Source organism: Thiohalophilus sp., assembly GCF_034521165.1.
GTDB lineage: Bacteria > Pseudomonadota > Gammaproteobacteria > UBA6429 > Thiohalophilaceae > Thiohalophilus.
Genome location: NZ_JAXHMV010000011.1, coordinates 1 through 17098, shown reverse-complemented (window position 1 = coordinate 17098; position 17098 = coordinate 1). Strand labels below are relative to the sequence as shown.

Sequence of the window (17098 nt, the reverse complement as noted above, 5' to 3'; positions counted from 1 at the left end):
TCACGTCCAGGTCAGGAGTTGTCCGGCAGGCCGGCGGCGTTCTCCTGGTACATGGTGACCTGACGCTCGATCATCACCGAGCCGTCAGCGCCCACCTTGTACGAGGCGATGCCGTCGAACAGCAGCAGGTTGCGTTCGCTGTCGGTCCAGCGCAGGTTCAGCGCCGGCGCCATGACGCCGGTCAGCTGCAGGGTTTGCAGCGGGCGTGCCGGGTCGATGCTGAGCGCGTAACCGGCGACCACGGCATTGATGGCCGCCCAGATGTACGGCGGTTGCGGCGCGATGTTGGTGCCCATGCAGGTGACATGCGGATTGTTGCGGCTGTCGCCGTGCGTGGTGGTGTCGGCATGGTTGCCGCGAAACGCGGTAAAGGCCCGGCAACCGATCTGGCGCATCGGCCCCCAGCGGCTGTCCAGCTCAGTTTCCAGCGCCGTGAGGTTGGCGGTGTCGCTGAACGGGCAGACCAGCCAGTTGTACCACTCCTCGCCCATGGCCGCGATGGCGGTGGAGACGTCCGGGTTCGTGGTGCCGCCGGTCATGTCGGTAATGGCCACGGTGATGCCCTTGGGCGTCTGCTCGCCGTAATAGTTGACGCGGATATCGATGTCGTTGCCGGTTTCGCCGGCCCAGCGTGCGGTGAATGTAACAACCCCCGCGACGTTGGCAGCCGTCACCGGCAACGAGGTATCCGCATTGACCGCAGCGGCGATCGCATCGCCGATGGCGGTGGCGTCATCGCCGACGGTCACGCCCACGTTGACCTGCTTGCCGGCGATATACAGCGCCAGCGTGCCGGTCTGGGTGGCGCTGCCGGTGATGGTGATATCGCCCGTTGCCGCCGCGCCGGCGCCGTCTTCATCCAGGCCAATGGCCCAGGTGTCCAGCCACTGGTTGGCGGCCTTGGCGGCGATGATCATCTCCGCCAACATGGAGCCACGGCCAAAGTAGTCTTCGGCCTGGCCGGCGGAGGTTACTCGTACCGGTTCGCCTTCGGCGACGCTGCCGCCGCTGAGGCGCTGGCCAATCAGCAGCAGCTTGAACGCCGGCTGCGCGCTGTTGGCCAGCGAGTTGTCGAACTCGATATATACGCCCGGGATCCGCAGCGCGGCCGGGATGTCGTTGAAACTGATTGCTTCAGGCATCGGTCATTACTCCTTGTTGCTGGTTTTGTCAGACTTCGGCGCGCTGTCAGTGCCGGACAGAGTCTGGCGGCTGGAGCGTGTGGGTTTGTACTCGACGACGCTGCCATCCTTGAGACGACGCACCCAGTAGATGGTCTGCTCAACTTCCTGGCCGTCGTCGGGCAAAAAGCCGGGTTTGTTTTCCAGGTGCACTTTGAGCCCTGGGCGTGACGGTTTAACAAATAGATGACTCATGGCTTACCCCTTCGGTTGTTCCGGTAATGAAATCGTGTCGGATGTTTTTGGTTCATCCTCGTTGTCGATCAGTTTGTCGATGTGAACGGTGTCCAGATCGCCGACGGTAATCTCGGTGACCGCGACGCCGTCAGCCGGGTTAATGGCCCAGGCGTCTTCGCCGAGCGACAGGCCGATCTGAAAATCCACGGCCCAGACCAGGTAGCCATCCAGATCCGGGCGCATGTTGTCTTCGCTGACGCGTGTCACTTCCGCCTCGCGTTCGACCTCGACGCCAAAATCCGCTTCTTGAGAAACACGCACCGCGACCTCTGTCGCCAGGTTGCGCACCACCAGATCCGCGTTGGCGGTGTTCGGGTCTACGATGCAGTAGGCGGTAAACAGCGCGTAGCAGTCGAACCGATCGGTGCCGAAGTCAGTCGGCTCCAGCTCGATCATGTCGATAAGCACGGCCGGGATGCCGATGCGCCGCTGCAGCGACGGATAAGCGTCACACGTCGCCAGGCCGCTGATGTCAGCGGTGAAGCGATCGACAATGGCGATGTGTAAGTTATCGAGCACTTTTTACAAAGACCTCGTATTTCAGCTCCTGACGGAGAATTTCAAAGTAACGTGACGGCGCCTGTTTGTAGGCGTCGTCCAAAATATCCAGAACCTGGGCGGTATCCCATTCCAGCTCGACAAACTCCACCGGCTCGCGCTTGATGCCGGTGCCGGCGTAGCGTCCGCGCCGCGTTTCGCGCTTGGGTTCACCGGTGCGCCGAAACACCTGGTACCGGCCGCCGCGCGTCTGTATGGCGAAGGCATCGTCAAATACGTGCCGCCCGGCGCGCACGCCGCCGCGCTTGAGTTGCTTGACCTTGCCCAAACGCGAGGCCTTCATCGGCTGCAGGCCGGACCAGACCTTGCCGCGCGGCATGCGGGCGCTGGCCCGGAATGCGGCGACACGTTGGCGGGCGATTTTTTGCGGAATCTCCAGCTCTTTGGCTACGGCCTTGACGGCTTTGCCGCGCACCCACTTCATGGTTTTGTTCAGCGCGCGGATCTGCGCCTTGCGCATCTGTTTGATGTTGGCGCCGAACGCATCGGCCAGCAGGGCGATTTTTTGCGTGTCGATGTCGAGTGACAGTGCCGGTCTCATACGCCTGCCGCCTTGGCGACGACGCCGCCGACCACCAGCCCAACAATCACAAAGCCGCCATAGCGCACCCAGTCATCAAACAGGCCGACGCTCTTGTCGTTGCCGGCCTGCCCGACCTCCAGCGACCGGAGACGCGCATCGAAGCTTCCGTGTTCCTTGCGCATCAATCTGGCGAGGCTATCCACCTCGGTGCCGATGCGTCCGGTCAGGTCCGCGACGCGGTTGAGTTCACCGTCGAGGCGGATCAGGTCGTGCAACGCGCTGGTCAGTTCTTTCAGATCCGAGCGCACGCCGGTAATGGAGGTACGCATTTCGTCACGTATCTCGGACGAATCCTGTTTGATGGCGTCAATTTCCACGGCTTGCACGTCCTCGCGCGGCATTATTAACTCCGCCCTTTTTTGCTAAACCCATCGAATGTCCTCATCGTCATATAAGTGCCGCAGGGACTGAACAGCACCAGCGCAATCGCCTCGGACGCGCCGGGCACCTGGGCTTCGGCAAAGGTGCCGATCAGCTTCGCGGCTTCGGCAACCAGGATGTAACCGACCGTGGCGTAACCGGAGAGCCGCGCGATCTTCGGGCGCGTTTCTTTGACGTAGTCGGTGCCATGTTCGGCTTGTGTCTGGATGGTTTGCTGGCTGGACTTGTGGCGGTCGGTTTCTGCCTCCAGCTCCGCGCGGTGGCGCTCCAGGGCCAGTTCCTCCAGCTTTTGTCGGTGGCGGGTTTCGATCTCCCGCAGCTTGATGGCGGCTTCCGGGTCCTGGTTGATGGCGCTCTGGATGGCCTCCGGGTCGTCGCCTTCCACGCCGAACACAGACGCCACCATCTTGCCCAGCGCGGCGCCGCCCGGGCCGCCAATGGCGCCACCCAGTAATGGCGCGGCCTTGGCAACGGTGTCTCCTAAATTGCTCCAGAAGCTCATGACTGCCTCCTTATGTCGCCGGCCGCAGCACCAGCACGGTGATGCCGTCGACCGAGGGCGGTATATCCACCACGTCGTAGGTCAGGCCGCTTTCGGTGAGCTGGCTGGTGCCTTTGATGGCGCTGCTCAGATCTGCCGTGCGGCCCTTGAATTCGGCCTCGATGACGTTGCGACGTATCGTGCCGATATGGGTTTGGTCCACAGGGAGCTGGAACAGGCCTTTGACCGCGACAACATTGATTGCCGTCGCCATCGATATCCAGTGAGGCGTCGTCGCCCACCGCATCGATGAGCGCGATGTCGTTATCCGCAAAGGCCTGTGCAAATGTCCCCATGGTGTCCGCCTTAGCTGTACTGCTTGAGACCGGCCAGTGATGATGCCGCGCGAGAACTCCGGCGAGGTACCGGCGACGGTATCCACGGGGCGGATGTACCGCTTGCGCTTGTCCAGGTCGAGCGTCAACGTCTCGAACGCGGCGGCGGCATTGGTTACCTGGGTAAACGCGGCACCGGCGATGTCTGCCCAGCCGGTGGAGCCGTCGTCTGACTCTTGCAGCTTGACGTCCAGTGTGTGGTCCGCACCGCCACCGGCCGAACTGTTGAGCGTGATCTGCGCGTGACTGTAAAAGTCACGGATATCGATCGCGTCACCGTTGCCGTTGGCGGTCACCTCGCGGCGGCAGCCATCGCAATAATTTGCACATCGAGCATGTTCATTTTTTGTCGCCCTCTTCCAGTTCGGCCCGACCCATCTTGAGCAGCGCCTTGGCGTCCGCTTCGTTGATGTCCTTACCGACAGTGAGTTTTGCGCCTTCTTTGATCGGCTTGCCGCCGACGGCGCAGTTTTTTGCCATCACCAGCACGACCGGCCGCTTTCTTTTGCCGGGCTGCGGCCCGGCGCTGGCTTCGGTGGGCGGCGTGCTCGTGTTGCCCATGTTGGGTTTTGTTTCGTTTGGCATGTCTTGTCTCCTTGGCCTTGCGCACTTCCTTGTGCTGTGCGTTCAACCGTGAACTGCGGGCTCTCTCGCTACGGGGTTATAGGGTTAGCTGTTGATGCAGAAGCTCTCCGCGTGGCGCACGGCTACATCCACGTCCTGGAACACGCGCAGCACCAGGCCGCCGGCAGCCGCCTTGGCAGCGGTGTCGGGCATGATGTCGAGGATGCCCCACATGCCGATCAGCACGTCGTTCCAGTTGCCGAAGATCATTCGGTTGGCGGTGATGCCGTTACGTGCGCGCAGCGGATAACCGTTAGCTTCTTTGCCTTCCATCAGGAACAGGCCGCTGCCGCTATCCTTCGGCGGTGGTCTTGAGCTTGCCGCGCACCCCGGAAGTGGTGACATAGGCCAGAGAGCCATCCAGCGCCTCGTCGTCTGCCACAGCGGTATCAAACCCGACAAGCTCATTCCAGGTCGGCTGACCGGGCGTGGCGACAGTCTGGGTATTGACACCGGTGACATTGGCGATGCCCTGCGGCTGATTGGATACGCCAGTACCTTCCAGTGCGGCCAGGTCGATGGCCAGGCCAGCACCGCGCTGCAGGTCGGCCTGTATCATGGCCTCAATGCTGGGTGAGCTCTGCTTGAGCAGGCGGCGAGACATCGGCACGGAGCCCGCGACGGTTTTCGGTGACAGCGCAACACGTAGCCGGGCTGAGTATCGGAATCGGATCACGTCGTCGTCATCGCCGAGCCGGTAGAACTGTGGCGTTGCCGGTTTTCTTCGGCATCGGCTGACGTTGCCGACCAGGCCGTCGAGCACGGTGGCGCCCAGGGACATCACCGACGGAGTTCGGGCGCAGGGTGTCGATGAACTGATCGGCCATGTGCTCGGTGCCGACCAGGTCAGTGCCGGAGGTGGTGTCCATGACGCGCGGTTTGCACCTGCATGGGCACAAAGAAGCCGCGCGCGTCGCGCCCGACACGCTCTTCGATTGAGCTGTGAAGCACTCGGCGTTCGAACTCGGCATCTTCTCCAGTTGCCGGAGATGGCCGCGTTGATGGCGCGCATCAGGCTGTACTTTCTGCAGCGTCACGCTGGGACAGATCCAGGTCGGAGGCCGGCGTGTCGGTGCCGGTACCGCGTGTTTCTTCGGTGGGCAGTTTCTCCAGGATGGCCTGCCGCAATGCTTCGACGGACTTGCCTTCCTTGACGTACTGCTGCGCCAGCTCACGCGCGCCGTAGTTGGCGTAACGTTCGCCCATGGCGATCAGGTTGGAGGTGCGCTGCTGTTCGGCTTCGCGCACTTCGTTTTCAACTGCCGTGCGATCGAACGCCGGCGGCTGCTGCTGTTGACCCTGCTGGGTAGCAGGTGAGTTATGGGTGGTTTCGGCGCCGCGGGTCTGTTCCGGTGCGCCGCCTTCGTTTTGCTTGGGCATTGTGTGGTCCTCCACTTCGATTTCAAACGATTCACCGGCCGCGCGGCCGACGCCTACTGAAATATCAGCCGCTACGGGTAGCAGGCTGATCTCATATGGTTCCCAGTCGATCGCGCGATAGACGTCCGATGAGCCGTCATCGCCACGCTCTTCCAGTACCATCTTGTGCACCCGGTAGCCGACGGAGACGTTGACCAGGACTTTGTCTTTGACGTCCTGGAACTCTCTCTTCGGCCAGCGAGCTGTGACCGAAGCGCATCGAGGGCTTTGCCTTTGCGCTTTTCGATCGAGATGTCTTCACACACGCCCAGGTGCTGGCGCATGTCGTGAATGAATAACAACGGGCCACCGGCCTGCATGCGCTTGAGGCGCACGGCATTGGTTGAGTGGTCCAGGATTTCGAGGCCAAACCAGCGTTCAACCTCGCGTGTTTCTGAAGAAAACGTCAGTTCGACCGTGCGGGCCTCTTCGTCGATGCTGCGCTGGTCGATCACGTAGCTGCGATGCAGCAGCCCTTTCGACTCGATGGGGTCGAGTTTGCGTTGCTGTTCATGCGGCATTGCTTGTCTCCTCTTCTTGCGGGTCGGCTGCCTTACTGCTGACAACCGGCAGCGTGATGTTTTTGTCTGCCAGCATCTTTTGCCAGGCGGCGATCTGTTCCAGCATCTCTTCGAGGTCCACGCCCATTTCTGACGCGACGCGCTGCGGGGATGCTCAGGCCGGCGTTCAGTGCCTCGACAATGGCTTTGACATCTTTGAGCGGATCCACCCAGGACCAGCGGCGGCCCTGGAAGTGATGTTCGCTATAGCGGTCCAGCAGCATGTCCTGCGGGCCCGGACCCACGCGGCCGTGAAACGCCGCGTTATTCAGCCAGCGCAGATAGGTGCGCTCGCAAACGGCAGCGGCAAAGTCGTCTTGCTTGACCTTCCAGCGTTCGCGCTCTTCGAGCGTGCCGGAGCGGATGGAAGAGAAGTTGACGTCACTCAGGTCACCGGTCAGCGCGTGCATAGGACACGCCCAGCCCCATGGCCAGGTCGCGCTTAGTGGACTTGGTAAACGGGTCGAACGCTTCGTGCGGATACTTGGGATCGAAGGCCTCGAAGCCGTAACCCTTTGGCAGTACGCTGAAGTGGCCTGGCTCGAATCTCTTCGTAGAGCTGGTCATCATCGCCTTCGTCCGTAGCCATGGCCTGCGCGCCCATGCCGGTTTCTTGCTGGGTGTAAAAACCCATCTTGGACGCACCGGCGCGCGCGGCGGTGATGGCGGCCTCCTGGTAGGCCTCCAGCTGGTGGATTGTTAGCAGGCCGCTGGCCATCCAGGTGCCGGCCCGCAGCTGCTCGGGGCGCTCCGGGTCGAACCAGTGGATGATGTCTTCGGCCGGCACGCGCTCGTGCGTGTCACGCAGGGAGACCCAGCCTTTGCGCTCGCCTTTCAGCAACCAGTACGCGACAGGCCGGCCGGCATGGTTCAGTTCGATACCCAGGCGGATGCGGTTGCCGTTTCTCAAATCCTTGTTGAGCAGATGATCCAGCCGCGCCGGATCCAGCAGCTCGATGACAAAGCCCCAGGGATTGCGGCGCGTCGGTTGCACGTCGTGCATGCGCACCAGGCATTCACCATCGCGCGCGGTAGTGCGCACCGGAACACGCTGCGCAGAGGAAAAGAAAAACGCCGGAGATCTCGCACACGCCACGTTTGCACCAGCGCTTGAATTCGGACTCGACTTTCTTGTTGCCGTTGGTGTCGAGCTCGCCGCGATTGTTGCGGCCCTGCACCTGCAGGGTAAAGCCGACAGGCCCGACGATGTGTGTCTCGCACAGCGACAGGAAGCTGCGCGCCAGATTGCTGTTTTGCTCGACCTCGCGAGCGCGAACTCGCAGAACGGGGAGTTGGCTTTTCAGTTCCAGGTTGAGATCGCCGCCGCCGCTGATCCAGTCAGCAGCGAGGCGATCTTGCTTGGCGGCTTTGTAGGAACGAACCAGACGATGGAACGGCCGCCGAGCGTGTCGCCACGCTGCGGTCCGTGGTTTGTTGCACCTGAGCGGAGCCGCCGAGGGATTTGATGATGCGATTTCGCCAACTCATGGCGATGAGTATGGGAAGGCGGTGTGACCAATGTATGTGGCAAAGTCTATTTTTTTACATTGATGCGGGATTATTTCTCTGACAGCCAGCTCCACGTCGTCGGCATCCAGCGAAGAGAATAAAAACTGCTGGTCCCTTCGGGGCAGTGTAGATGCAGGGCGATGAAACTTCCTGCCAGGCCGCCCACCGCAGCCAGCGCCATTCGCCGTTGATGCACCTGGGCCATAACAAAAACGCGTGGCGATAACGAACATCGCCTTTTCGGCAGGGCCGGGAGTCTTTCGCAGCGGCTGGCTCTCGCAGAACGAAACAACAACCTGCGTCAACGCTACCGACCACGATAAAAGCCAGGGCGACCAGCAGCGTCCAGATCAATACAACCGGCCAGTACCACAGGGCGATGAAGTCTATACATCTCAATCATCGCTACCGGCTCTCGGCGATCGCTTTGCGCATATCTTCCGCCGCCCGCATCTCATACATGGCGATGGCGGCATGATCCGCAGCTTGTGGATCTTCGTGGAACGTGTGGGTTTGCACTGCACGTGGCGCCGCAGCCACTCGAACGCAGCCGCCTTATCTTTCTTGCTGGCATGCGCGGCCGGGTCAGTCGAGGCGTACTCATGGACACGCTGCGCAGCCGACGCAACATTCTTGTCGAGATTCCCGCCCAGCACGGCGGCGGCAATGCGCGCCCGCTCACCATGGAACAGTTGAACCGCCAGGCCATCTTCAAAGACCTGCGCGCCGAGCGCGCATTTCTCGCCTGCATCGTTCGCCTTGCGGACCTCGTCAAATAGACCGATCAGCCATTTCTGTTGCTCATTCGATAACGGGATCTTTTTCATTTAAGCCTCCGTGATTATTTAGTGATGTCAGCCACTGCATTATTGGGATGACCTTGTGAGTTTCTGCGTGCCGCTCACGCACCTCTGTCGCGGTCTTTGCATCGAAATTCTCAAAGACGGCCTTGCCTGTGCGCTTGTCGACTATTACCCAGCTACTCATCACTGCCGCCCGTTTTATTTAACCCATCGCCAGAGACCGTAACTGGCGTATCTCTCTTCCACGGTGCGGCGTGACAGGTCTTTCATCCGCGCCACTTCGCGCTGTGAATGTTTCTCAAGAAGCGCGCGGATACTCCTGGATGTCGATCGGCCGCAGTTTGGCGCAGTAGCGTGGCGCCTCGATGCGGTTGCGCTTCATGGCCCGGCAGAAGGTGCTGAGCGATACGCCGGCGAGGTCGGCTGCCTGGCGCCGATCGCAGATCGGCCAGGGCGAGGTACATCATCACCTCGTCACGACTCAGGGTGTATTCGCCCGCCGCCGGCATGCTGGCTTACCGGCTGAACCGGATCTTGATGTGGCGCGGCCGCTTTTCGCCGCGCTCCAGGGCGGCGGCGGCCTCTTCGTTTTCGACCTCCGCGCGGTATTTGTCGCGCCAGGTGATGAGCTTGCCGGGGTCGCGCTCGACCGCTCGCTCGCCAAACTGGCCGCGAACCAGATCGCATATCCTTGGCGGTGGCGCGGCCCTCGATGGTGGCCTCGATGGCGTCCAGCATTTTGCGGGCATGGCTGCGCCCGTCATAGGCCTCGTCTGATGTCAGGTCCGGCTCGATCAGTAGGCCGCCACTGAACAGTGACTGGCGCCGGCCGTCGGTGTGCGTGACATAAGCCGACCAGTTATAACGCCCGGGCGTCCAGCCGGCTGTTGTGGTGCTAGGGACATCGATGGCGTGGTCGTCACCGTCGGCAGTGCTGTCGATGGTGTAGGCGCCGGCGGCATTGAATAGCGCGTAATGTAATGTCCAGCCGGCGGAGGCCGGGTAGGCAGCCAGGCTGCGCTTCCACTGCAGGGTATCGCCGGCGGCGAACTTGGTTGGTTCGGTCATTTCCATCCTCCTACGAAGCCGCCTTTGCTGCTGCGTTTTTTACGCTTTGGCTTGGCGGGTTGTTGGTTGTTGTCGGGGTGATCGGTTTGCTCGTCGCCTTTGGTGGCGGCTTGCTCGGTATCCGGGCGCGGTGCCGGTGCGGGTTCGTTTTGCTGTGAGAACATATCCTGGATGACCGGCTGCACTTTGGTTTCGATTTTTTCCCAGTCTTTATCGCGCAGCTTGTCGATGCGGATCTCTGGGTGGCAGGCGGCGGCAACGGCATAGACTGTTGTATCCAGGAACTCATTGCGCTTGTGGCGCGGCTTGACCCAGCGCTGTTTGGTGGTGTCGTACCGTTCGGCGGTCAGCTGTTGATAGAACTCGTCGGGCAGATCACTGGGGAAGCGGAAGCGTTGGTCTTCGTCGTCCACGCCGGCATCGGCCATCAGCTTGGCGAAGATAGCGCCCTTGGCGGTATCGGTGCCGACATGCCACAAGTCGACGCCGGCGCGCACCACCTGGCCACGCACGTTGACATCCTGCGGCGACGGTCGACTGGGCAGGATGGGTCGGCCCTGAAAGCGCGAACCTTTCGAATGCCAGCACGCGGCGATGCTTGCGCGTGCGGCAATATTGATACGCCATATGCGTGTTGTGGCCACCGGTATCGATGCCCATCGCCAGCAGCCGCATCTCTACGCCGTAGCGGTTGACAAAGGTCGTGTCGAGCACGGTATCCAGCTTGACCCAGTCTTCCTCGATGCCTGGCTGGCCGGGTATTTCCCAGGCGTCGATCGTGAACCAGACACCGCGGCGGCCAAAGCCCATGATCTCGATGGCCCAGCGATCATCCTGTGTATCCACGCCGGCGGTCAGCATCAGGCAGCCGTCCGGGATGGTGCGCGAGGAATAGCCGCCGGCGCGCTCGGCAACATCTTTCCATTCGACCTTGCCGGTCTCATCCTCATACGTCTCCGCCATGATGGTGTTGACGTAGGTCTTCCATTTGTCCGGGTTGGCTTTGGCTTTGGCGCGTTCGTCGGCGATCTCTTGCCAGGTGTAGCCCAGGCCGATCGGCGCGTAGTAACTCGGCAGATGAAAGCCAGGCACAGCGCTGCCAGGGTTATGTGCAACCCAGTGGCCGCGCCGCAGCATTTCGGTTTTGTGATGCTCAGAGATAAAGTGCCCGCCCTGCTCACACAGGAACTGACCATCATCAGTCAGGTTTTCATCGCGCAGGATCTGCTCGTGCCCACAATGTGGGCACGGCACATAATAGTAACGCTGATCGGAGGCCTCGAACTCCTCCTCGATAACCGACTCACCTTTGACGGTGGGCGATGATGTGAGCAAGACCTTGCGGCGAGGGAATGACGACGTCCGTCGCCCGGCAACATCGACTGGATGGCCTTCGTTGTCGACGTCCGAGGGATAACGATCAATTTCATCCAGGAACAGGCGGCGCACCGGCATCGATGACAACGAAGACGAGCTGTTGGAGCCGGCGATTACCATAAAACCGCCGGGATATTCTTTCATCGTCGAAGTGTTCCCGCTGTCGCGGCTGCGGGCAGGTTTCGATCAGTGCCTGCAGCTCTGGCGTCAACGCCACCATCGGATTAAGACGCTGGCGCGCCCAGCGTTTACCCATCTCGACAGTTGGCTGCACAATCATCATTGAGCTGGGCGACTGATGCACGGAGGCGCCGACCCAGTTATTCCCGGTTTCAGTCTTCCCGGTCTGCGTACCAAACACCATCACCGCGCGCTTACAGGAATGATTGCCACTCAGCACCTGCATCGGTTCGCGCAGGTAGGGTGTGCGTGACGTGCGCCATGGCCCATGCTCGGATGAGCTCTCGCGCGGTAACACGCGATAGTTGTCCGCCCACTCATCAACCGGCAACGGCTCTGGCATGTCCCAGCCGTCCGCCCAGGCTTGCGCAAACGCCTGGCCACCACTTTCGACGTGATAAAGTTTCTCAAGCATCACGTCAGCTGCCGCGCTCATTCCAGTCGCTCCCGTGCAGCCTTCGCCAGGTCCTGACATACCTGCCGCAATTCAGCGCTCAACATCTCATGCACTTTTGCGCTATCCGTCTCAGCCGCCAACAAGGGAGACAGTCGATCAGCAACGGCCATCACAGCCTCTTGTGCATTACGCGCTAGCGTGAACGCGGTCACCTGCACATCCTCGCGAGCGACCAACTCCCCTGCCCGCTGGCGCGTCTCCATCTCCTGCCGTGCTGCCTTCGCCTCCATCTCCCGCGTCTTCGCGGCCATGTAGGAGGCGTCTGTAGCCGCAGGCTGTTCGTCGCTGCCACGGTTACGATTGCCACCACGAGTATCCAGGGAAGCAGCCAGGACACGCTCAGTCTTCTCGACATCGATGCGCCCGTCATCGGTCAGCACCAGAAAGCCCTTGCGTTTGTACTCGGTCACTGTGGCCTTGGCCACGCCACGGTGTCGCGCGAACTCCGCCTGGCTCATGGTGGTCGGCTCCTGGTCCGTCATCACCGTGCACCTCCAGACTGAGCCACCACCACATCACCAGGGCGATCGGAGTTAGGCAAAGATTCCCGCCATGTCACTAGCCAAATATCGCGGGTTCGGCGGCTCGCATGGCGTTTCACTAGGGAGGACCCGCAACTGTTCGGCGTCGCTGGTTGATTGCTGTTCGGCCAGGTGCTGCAGCACTTTCTGCTGGTGCTGAACGCATGCGGCCTCGGCTTGCGCCTTCGCGGCATCGATGCCGCCGCACTGGTCTTCGCGGTAGCAGCCGAGCAGCTCGCGGCGCGCGGGTATCTCATATCACCGATGTCATAGCTTTCACGGAACGGAATCAGTCCGCGCAATGGATCTTTGAGCGCGTTGATGGTGTTGCCATTACGAATCGATGGCCGCTTGGGTCCTGATGCGCTGAACACCCAACCACCATTCACCCTGGACGCGGCGATCACGTAACCCTCACTGGATTCCTTGTGGTATTTACTCATGCGCTCAAACTGCATGGCACTCTCCTGTGACGCCTGTGACACCCTCTTTTTTTTGGGTGTCACAGCTTAACTGGCTGATCTCTTTAATATTTCTATATGTGTGACACGTGACGCCCGTATATCCGCGCGCGCGTGCGCGCGCGCGCGCGCCTGCGCCCGCGTATACAGGGCGTCACAGGCGTCACAGCGTCACACGCCTTATCTGGCGCGGGTTTCAGGCGTGACGCCCACTTTTTAGCCGGTGTCACAGGTGTCACAACGGGACCTCCTCCAGCTCTTTTTGTTTGTCCATGGATACCCAGGCGCGAACCTGCCTGCGGCCTCCTCCGCGCTTTTCGACACTGACCCGCTTATTCTCCCAGCCAAGCGCGTGCATGATTGGCCCGAGCCGGTTCATGTGAGCCTGCTGCATGTGCGCACCATCCAGGCCGATGCAATCCTGCAGTATCTCTGCCGTCGTCAGGTGCGGCTTGGTCTGCCGGTCCAGCCATTCGCGCAAGATGTCTTCCCATGGGTCACGCTGCAGGCGGGCGTCCTGTGCCTCGGTGACGATAACGAACTCCTCCTCATCTTCTGGCGTGTCCTGCGATATCCACCACTTCTCGCCCTGCTGATACGCGATCTAACGCCTCAGCCCATAGCTGCTCACGATTCTTGCGTGCCCAGTCCTTATGCACCTTGGGGCAATACACCGGCCAAAACCTGCGGTTACCCGAGTAATCTCGCAGGTACGCGTCCTGGTTGAGTTGAGCCCCAGAACTGAGTCTGTCGCGGGTGGTCTTTCGCGTGCCGGCCATAGGACGGCCGGAAACGGTCGCTGGGTCGATGAAAAGAACTGCTTGATGGCTGTCATCTCGGCCTTGTGAAAGCTGTCCAGTTCGGCCAGTTCCCAGCCCCACTTGCCGTGTATCAGTTGGTAAGCCTCTTTATCGCCAATCGGTATTGGCGAATCGCTGAACCATTCACCGAACAGGATAGCGATGATGGTCGACTTACCGCGCCCCTGCGCGCCCTCCAGGATCATCACGTTGTCAGCTTTGCAGCCGGGGTCCATAACACGAGCCACCGCCGCGATTAACACCTTCGGCCCGACCAGCCTCAAATACCGATCATCATCGATAGATCGCAAAGGCCTTGTGCAGCCAGGTCTCCAGGCGCGGCTCATTGTCCCAGGATAAAGTGCGCAACCAGTCCCGCACTGGATGGAATCGATTGGCGCGCGCCACCACCGATCACCGCGTCGGCAATATCACTATGTGACGGCGTGAAGCCGTAATGAGCGAGCAAACCACACCTTGAGTGCCGCCGCGTCCTCGTCGCTCCACTCGCCCGACTCCGAATCCGGCATCGGTGGCAGCTTCCGCTTGATAACGCGGTAACTGAGCTGGCAATAACCCAGCACACCAATCCCACTGCTTGTCATAGCGCAGCACCAGCTCCGTGTTGCGCACCGACGCCTTGTAAGAGCCGTCCTTATTCACCTCCATGAGGTGCCGCCAGTCTTCATCCCGACGCGGAGCGTTATCAGGCGGGGAATCCGTCACCGGTGGCTCGTCAGCGCCGCCGTTATTCTGGTATCACCCTGTAAAGGCTGCGCCTGCTGATGATTTGTTTCTGTTTGCCTTTCGGCATCGATGGCAGCCAGGTCACCGCGAACACCATCAGCGACGGCATCACGACCGCGAGCGCTGGCCTGGTCATTAAAGTCGGTCGGCTTATCGCTCACGCCACGGCCTCCTGCGGGTCATCAAAACGTGGAATCACCACATCACCGTCGACAACAGCTGCCGCCAGCAACGCATCAGTGACGCCAGTGTTGTAATGTTTCTGAGTATCACGCAGTCGCGGATCCTCGTCGTCGACGACCTCAACCTGCACATCAGGCCGCAGCTTGCGTAATCGCGCAATCTGCTGCTCGACCGCCGCGGTCAGCTGGCTCTTGCGGATAAAGGCCTGCGGGTAACCCTTGAACGCATCGTGATCGGCGAAGATGACATGCCTGGCATTGGACCAGCGCGCTTTTAAAGCTTGCGCTACCGGCAGGATATTGCCTGCATCGAAGGTCACGGCCACCGGCAAACCTAACGCCTCATGCAGCGTCGCGGCCGTGGCATACCCTTCGGCGTAACCCACCACAGAAGGAGGCCCTTCGGGCCGCCCTATCATATGCAACCGGCCGCGCTTCGCGCCGCCGGTTAAAAATCGCTTGTTACCCTCGGCATCGATGAATTGCAGCGTCCAAATCACGCCATGTTCATCCCGCGCCGGCACCACAATCGTGCCGCGCGAAAACCGTATCCCCCACGCCTTGACGCGCTTTTTATCCAGGCATCGGCGATGGCCCGGAGTCCGGCAACTTCTCCCAGATCTCTTTTGCTCGCGCTGCCGTCTCTTTTTGCAGTTTGGCTTTTTCGCGTTTTGATGCCTCCGCCGCCTCCTGGGTTCGACGCCTCGCCTCGGCGATATCCTCGTCGGTTGCGCCCTCAACACCGTCGAGTGTTAAGCGCTCCTCAGTTCGCGTGGTCCAGTTGTACAGCATGCCAACCACACGCCGAACGGCCTGAGCGTAACGTCAACTCACTCAAGCAATAGGCGCCAGACAAATTCGACTTCTTTTTCCCCGTCACCGGCACGCGATGCCAGGTGCCGTCCAGTTCCAGGTGCTCGACTACCAGACCCAACTGTTCCGCCAGGCGGTAAACATCATCAATCGCGGAATGACTATCCGTCATTGTTGTTATTCCCCCGTTATTTTTTTAATGAGCCGTTTGCTGCTCGGTGTTTTTCTCCAGTTCACGAATCACCTGCAGGCTCTTCTCGATCACGTCCAGCACCTCCTTGTACGTCATCGGCGAATCCAGGCGGCCGTTGCCGTTCACATCCGCCACCATTGCCGTGTTCGCCTCACTGAACTCCTGCAGCCACTCCGCATACACCGACGGCGCGTGCTCGCTCATCTCGATCGGCAAGTGATAAAGCCCGGCGTTATGCAGCAGCAGCTTTTGCAGTTCAGTGCCCAGCCCGGGCTTGATAGAGTCCAGCGCCACAATCAATGGCGCCTTGAACGTCAGCGGAAAAAACGTCGTGCCATCGATGGCGCGCCACAGCTTTTTCAAATTCGCCTAGTCCTTACGCCTGGCCTGCTCCACCGAATCATGCCGGTGGACACGCTCAAAACGCGGCACATCGTCATCCGGCGGAATCATCTCCAGATAAACCGGCACGAACGCATCGCGCAGGCCCTCAAGCGTGATCGCCTTCTGGCCACGCAAACCAGTCACATAATCCCGAATCACCCGATGCTCGGGCTTTTGTACAGTCATGGACATAGTGCAACTCCTGTCATCTGCCTATGCTGGCTAAAGAAAAGGAGGCCTCTCCGTGTAGACTGCTGCGACCAAACACACAAACCATCACCAAAGGAGCCTCCTGTGAACGAAGAATTTATGCGTCAGATCATCGCCGAGCACGCCAATCGAGCAGGGGCAAGCGCTTTCAGTCCCGATCGCAGCGATAGCCAGGCAACTCGACGCAACACAATTAACCGAAAACAGATATACGCCGCAAATCCAGTCCGCGGATGCGCGCTGGCGCGCATCGTCGCGATCAAGACTCACCACCTGAAGCTTAGTGCCGCAGAAGCGGATAGGCGTTTTGCAAAACCCAGCAAAACATTAAGCTCTGGCACCTATCCAACGGTCTGGCACTACCTCAAGAGTATGCCGCCGCGTTCGGTCGTCGCCACAAAAAGCCGCCTTGCGGTTCATCGGCAAACAACGGTCGATCCCCTCCAGCTTCCGCCTTTAGCTTTGATTTCCGAAGCGCTTTTGATATTCATCGCCACCCTCCTGTCAAAAAGAACCCGCACGGCCGGGGAAAGCCGCGCGGGTTATCAAAGGCCGTTGCCGGCCACTCTCACCACCACGGGAAAATGAAGCCCACCGCGTGATACGATCGTGTTGTCACACGCCAATCACATCATCACAGCGCCCCCACGACCCAACCGCCAACCCGCGCCGTCGGCATTGCCGGTTCGGCGCGAGGACTACGCAAAGGCCAGGAAACTGATTCTTTAAAGACGGCCACAAGCCGCCCGCCACGTTCGACAAATGGTCTCAAGCGAAGCACAGCGCGCGGTAAAGGAAGCCGAAGCTCGGGACAGCATCACCAAAAAGCGTACATCGACCCCGCGACATGTCTCCCCGCCTGCGCCGGGCTCGCGGTCTGGACATCGACGCCGGCGCACGCATACGGGGTTCGCGCAACGAGTTCGTCGCCGGAAAAGACGGGCAGGCTCACTCAATAGCTCATGCCGCGCCCG

Annotated in this window: 32 protein-coding genes and 3 pseudogenes; 1 reads left to right on the top strand and 34 read right to left on the bottom strand. The window is 60.6% G+C overall.

What is annotated here, in order from left to right; translation table 11 throughout:
* Positions 1-11: 11 nt before the first annotated feature.
* From U5K34_RS10195 to U5K34_RS10050, 34 genes and pseudogenes are all read right to left on the bottom strand, one after another.
* On the bottom strand, positions 12-1142 hold the full coding sequence (locus U5K34_RS10195; RefSeq protein WP_322568285.1) for a phage tail sheath subtilisin-like domain-containing protein: 1131 nt from the start codon (positions 1140-1142) through the stop codon (positions 12-14).
* 6 nt (positions 1143-1148) lie between these two features.
* Entirely contained in the window at positions 1149-1376 is a 228-nt protein-coding gene (locus tag U5K34_RS10190; RefSeq protein WP_322568284.1) for a DUF2635 domain-containing protein, read from the bottom strand.
* Positions 1377-1379: 3 nt separating this feature from the next.
* Entirely contained in the window at positions 1380-1937 is a 558-nt protein-coding gene (locus U5K34_RS10185; protein ID WP_322568283.1) for a hypothetical protein, read from the bottom strand.
* Positions 1927-2517: a phage tail protein gene (locus tag U5K34_RS10180; protein ID WP_322568282.1), complete on the bottom strand. Its 591-nt coding sequence runs from the start codon at positions 2515-2517 to the stop codon at positions 1927-1929. The genes U5K34_RS10185 and U5K34_RS10180 overlap by 11 nt, the downstream gene beginning before the upstream one ends.
* A complete protein-coding gene (locus tag U5K34_RS10175; RefSeq protein ID WP_322568281.1) occupies positions 2514-2900 on the bottom strand; it encodes a hypothetical protein in 387 nt (128 codons plus the stop codon). The genes U5K34_RS10180 and U5K34_RS10175 overlap by 4 nt, the downstream gene beginning before the upstream one ends.
* Before the next feature lie 2 nt (positions 2901-2902).
* Entirely contained in the window at positions 2903-3442 is a 540-nt protein-coding gene (locus U5K34_RS10170) for a hypothetical protein (RefSeq protein WP_322568280.1), read from the bottom strand.
* Positions 3443-3452: 10 nt separating this feature from the next.
* Positions 3453-4112, bottom strand: a complete 660-nt coding sequence (locus tag U5K34_RS10165) for a hypothetical protein (RefSeq protein ID WP_322568279.1) — start codon at positions 4110-4112, stop codon at positions 3453-3455.
* 43 nt (positions 4113-4155) lie between these two features.
* Positions 4156-4401, bottom strand: a complete 246-nt coding sequence (locus U5K34_RS10160) for a hypothetical protein (RefSeq protein WP_322568278.1) — start codon at positions 4399-4401, stop codon at positions 4156-4158.
* An 84-nt stretch (positions 4402-4485) separates the two neighbouring features.
* Positions 4486-4713, bottom strand: a complete 228-nt coding sequence (locus U5K34_RS10155) for a phage major capsid protein (protein WP_322568277.1) — start codon at positions 4711-4713, stop codon at positions 4486-4488.
* A 19-nt stretch (positions 4714-4732) separates the two neighbouring features.
* Entirely contained in the window at positions 4733-5221 is a 489-nt protein-coding gene (locus U5K34_RS10150; RefSeq protein ID WP_322568460.1) for a phage major capsid protein, read from the bottom strand.
* Positions 5222-5451: 230 nt separating this feature from the next.
* Positions 5452-5820 carry a hypothetical protein gene (locus U5K34_RS10145; RefSeq protein ID WP_322568276.1) on the bottom strand — a complete coding sequence of 123 codons (369 nt, stop codon included), beginning with the start codon at positions 5818-5820 and terminating at the stop codon, positions 5452-5454.
* A 71-nt stretch (positions 5821-5891) separates the two neighbouring features.
* On the bottom strand, positions 5892-6380 hold the full coding sequence (locus U5K34_RS10140; RefSeq protein ID WP_322568275.1) for a hypothetical protein: 489 nt from the start codon (positions 6378-6380) through the stop codon (positions 5892-5894).
* A 32-nt stretch (positions 6381-6412) separates the two neighbouring features.
* A complete protein-coding gene (locus U5K34_RS10135; protein WP_322568274.1) occupies positions 6413-6829 on the bottom strand; it encodes a hypothetical protein in 417 nt (138 codons plus the stop codon).
* Positions 6810-6986 (bottom strand): phage portal protein, encoded by a 177-nt coding sequence (locus tag U5K34_RS16145; RefSeq protein ID WP_416224081.1) that lies wholly within the window; start codon positions 6984-6986, stop codon positions 6810-6812. The genes U5K34_RS10135 and U5K34_RS16145 overlap by 20 nt, the downstream gene beginning before the upstream one ends.
* A 61-nt stretch (positions 6987-7047) precedes the next feature.
* Positions 7048-7428: pseudogene (locus tag U5K34_RS10130) on the bottom strand (phage portal protein); the annotation flags it as partial.
* Between the two features lie 7 nt (positions 7429-7435).
* Positions 7436-7723, bottom strand: coding sequence for a phage portal protein (locus U5K34_RS16140; protein WP_416224080.1), 288 nt, complete (start codon positions 7721-7723; stop codon positions 7436-7438).
* Positions 7724-8323: 600 nt separating this feature from the next.
* Positions 8324-8755 carry a hypothetical protein gene (locus U5K34_RS10120; RefSeq protein WP_322568271.1) on the bottom strand — a complete coding sequence of 144 codons (432 nt, stop codon included), beginning with the start codon at positions 8753-8755 and terminating at the stop codon, positions 8324-8326.
* Complete coding sequence (locus tag U5K34_RS10115) at positions 8730-8915, bottom strand: hypothetical protein (protein ID WP_322568270.1); 186 nt, start codon at positions 8913-8915, stop codon at positions 8730-8732. The genes U5K34_RS10120 and U5K34_RS10115 overlap by 26 nt, the downstream gene beginning before the upstream one ends.
* Positions 8916-9205: 290 nt before the next feature.
* The gene (locus tag U5K34_RS10110) at positions 9206-9799 is read right to left on the bottom strand and encodes a hypothetical protein (RefSeq protein WP_322568269.1); all 594 of its coding nucleotides are present in this window, start codon (positions 9797-9799) and stop codon (positions 9206-9208) included.
* Positions 9796-10443, bottom strand: a complete 648-nt coding sequence (locus tag U5K34_RS10105; RefSeq protein WP_322568268.1) for a terminase gpA endonuclease subunit — start codon at positions 10441-10443, stop codon at positions 9796-9798. The genes U5K34_RS10110 and U5K34_RS10105 overlap by 4 nt, the downstream gene beginning before the upstream one ends.
* Positions 10412-11296: pseudogene (locus U5K34_RS10100) on the bottom strand (terminase gpA endonuclease subunit); the annotation flags it as partial. The gene U5K34_RS10105 and the pseudogene U5K34_RS10100, both read right to left, overlap by 32 nt.
* Entirely contained in the window at positions 11226-11792 is a 567-nt protein-coding gene (locus tag U5K34_RS16135; protein ID WP_416224076.1) for a phage terminase large subunit family protein, read from the bottom strand. The pseudogene U5K34_RS10100 and the gene U5K34_RS16135, both read right to left, overlap by 71 nt.
* The gene (locus U5K34_RS10095) at positions 11789-12271 is read right to left on the bottom strand and encodes a hypothetical protein (protein ID WP_322568267.1); all 483 of its coding nucleotides are present in this window, start codon (positions 12269-12271) and stop codon (positions 11789-11791) included. The genes U5K34_RS16135 and U5K34_RS10095 overlap by 4 nt, the downstream gene beginning before the upstream one ends.
* A 23-nt stretch (positions 12272-12294) precedes the next feature.
* Positions 12295-12792 carry a hypothetical protein gene (locus tag U5K34_RS10090; RefSeq protein WP_322568266.1) on the bottom strand — a complete coding sequence of 166 codons (498 nt, stop codon included), beginning with the start codon at positions 12790-12792 and terminating at the stop codon, positions 12295-12297.
* 238 nt (positions 12793-13030) lie between these two features.
* Entirely contained in the window at positions 13031-13276 is a 246-nt protein-coding gene (locus U5K34_RS10085; protein WP_322568265.1) for a hypothetical protein, read from the bottom strand.
* Positions 13277-13343: 67 nt separating this feature from the next.
* Positions 13344-13574 (bottom strand): VapE domain-containing protein, encoded by a 231-nt coding sequence (locus U5K34_RS16130; protein ID WP_416224075.1) that lies wholly within the window; start codon positions 13572-13574, stop codon positions 13344-13346.
* A 29-nt stretch (positions 13575-13603) separates the two neighbouring features.
* Positions 13604-13942, bottom strand: a pseudogene (locus U5K34_RS16125) (VapE domain-containing protein); the annotation flags it as partial.
* 87 nt (positions 13943-14029) lie between these two features.
* Positions 14030-14200, bottom strand: coding sequence for a hypothetical protein (locus U5K34_RS10080; protein ID WP_322568264.1), 171 nt, complete (start codon positions 14198-14200; stop codon positions 14030-14032).
* Between the two features lie 117 nt (positions 14201-14317).
* Entirely contained in the window at positions 14318-14503 is a 186-nt protein-coding gene (locus U5K34_RS10075) for a hypothetical protein (protein ID WP_322568263.1), read from the bottom strand.
* A complete protein-coding gene (locus U5K34_RS10070; RefSeq protein WP_322568262.1) occupies positions 14500-15024 on the bottom strand; it encodes a hypothetical protein in 525 nt (174 codons plus the stop codon). The genes U5K34_RS10075 and U5K34_RS10070 overlap by 4 nt, the downstream gene beginning before the upstream one ends.
* A 73-nt stretch (positions 15025-15097) precedes the next feature.
* Positions 15098-15316 (bottom strand): hypothetical protein, encoded by a 219-nt coding sequence (locus U5K34_RS10065; protein ID WP_322568261.1) that lies wholly within the window; start codon positions 15314-15316, stop codon positions 15098-15100.
* Complete coding sequence (locus tag U5K34_RS10060; protein ID WP_322568260.1) at positions 15288-15509, bottom strand: hypothetical protein; 222 nt, start codon at positions 15507-15509, stop codon at positions 15288-15290. The genes U5K34_RS10065 and U5K34_RS10060 overlap by 29 nt, the downstream gene beginning before the upstream one ends.
* A gap of 24 nt (positions 15510-15533) precedes the next feature.
* Positions 15534-15893: a hypothetical protein gene (locus tag U5K34_RS10055; RefSeq protein ID WP_322568259.1), complete on the bottom strand. Its 360-nt coding sequence runs from the start codon at positions 15891-15893 to the stop codon at positions 15534-15536.
* Between the two features lie 6 nt (positions 15894-15899).
* Positions 15900-16106 (bottom strand): hypothetical protein, encoded by a 207-nt coding sequence (locus U5K34_RS10050; protein ID WP_322568258.1) that lies wholly within the window; start codon positions 16104-16106, stop codon positions 15900-15902.
* A gap of 102 nt (positions 16107-16208) precedes the next feature.
* Here U5K34_RS10050 and U5K34_RS10045 point away from each other — a divergent pair, with 102 nt between their 5' ends.
* The gene (locus U5K34_RS10045; protein WP_322568257.1) at positions 16209-16712 is read left to right on the top strand and encodes a hypothetical protein; all 504 of its coding nucleotides are present in this window, start codon (positions 16209-16211) and stop codon (positions 16710-16712) included.
* Positions 16713-17098: the final 386 nt, after the last annotated feature.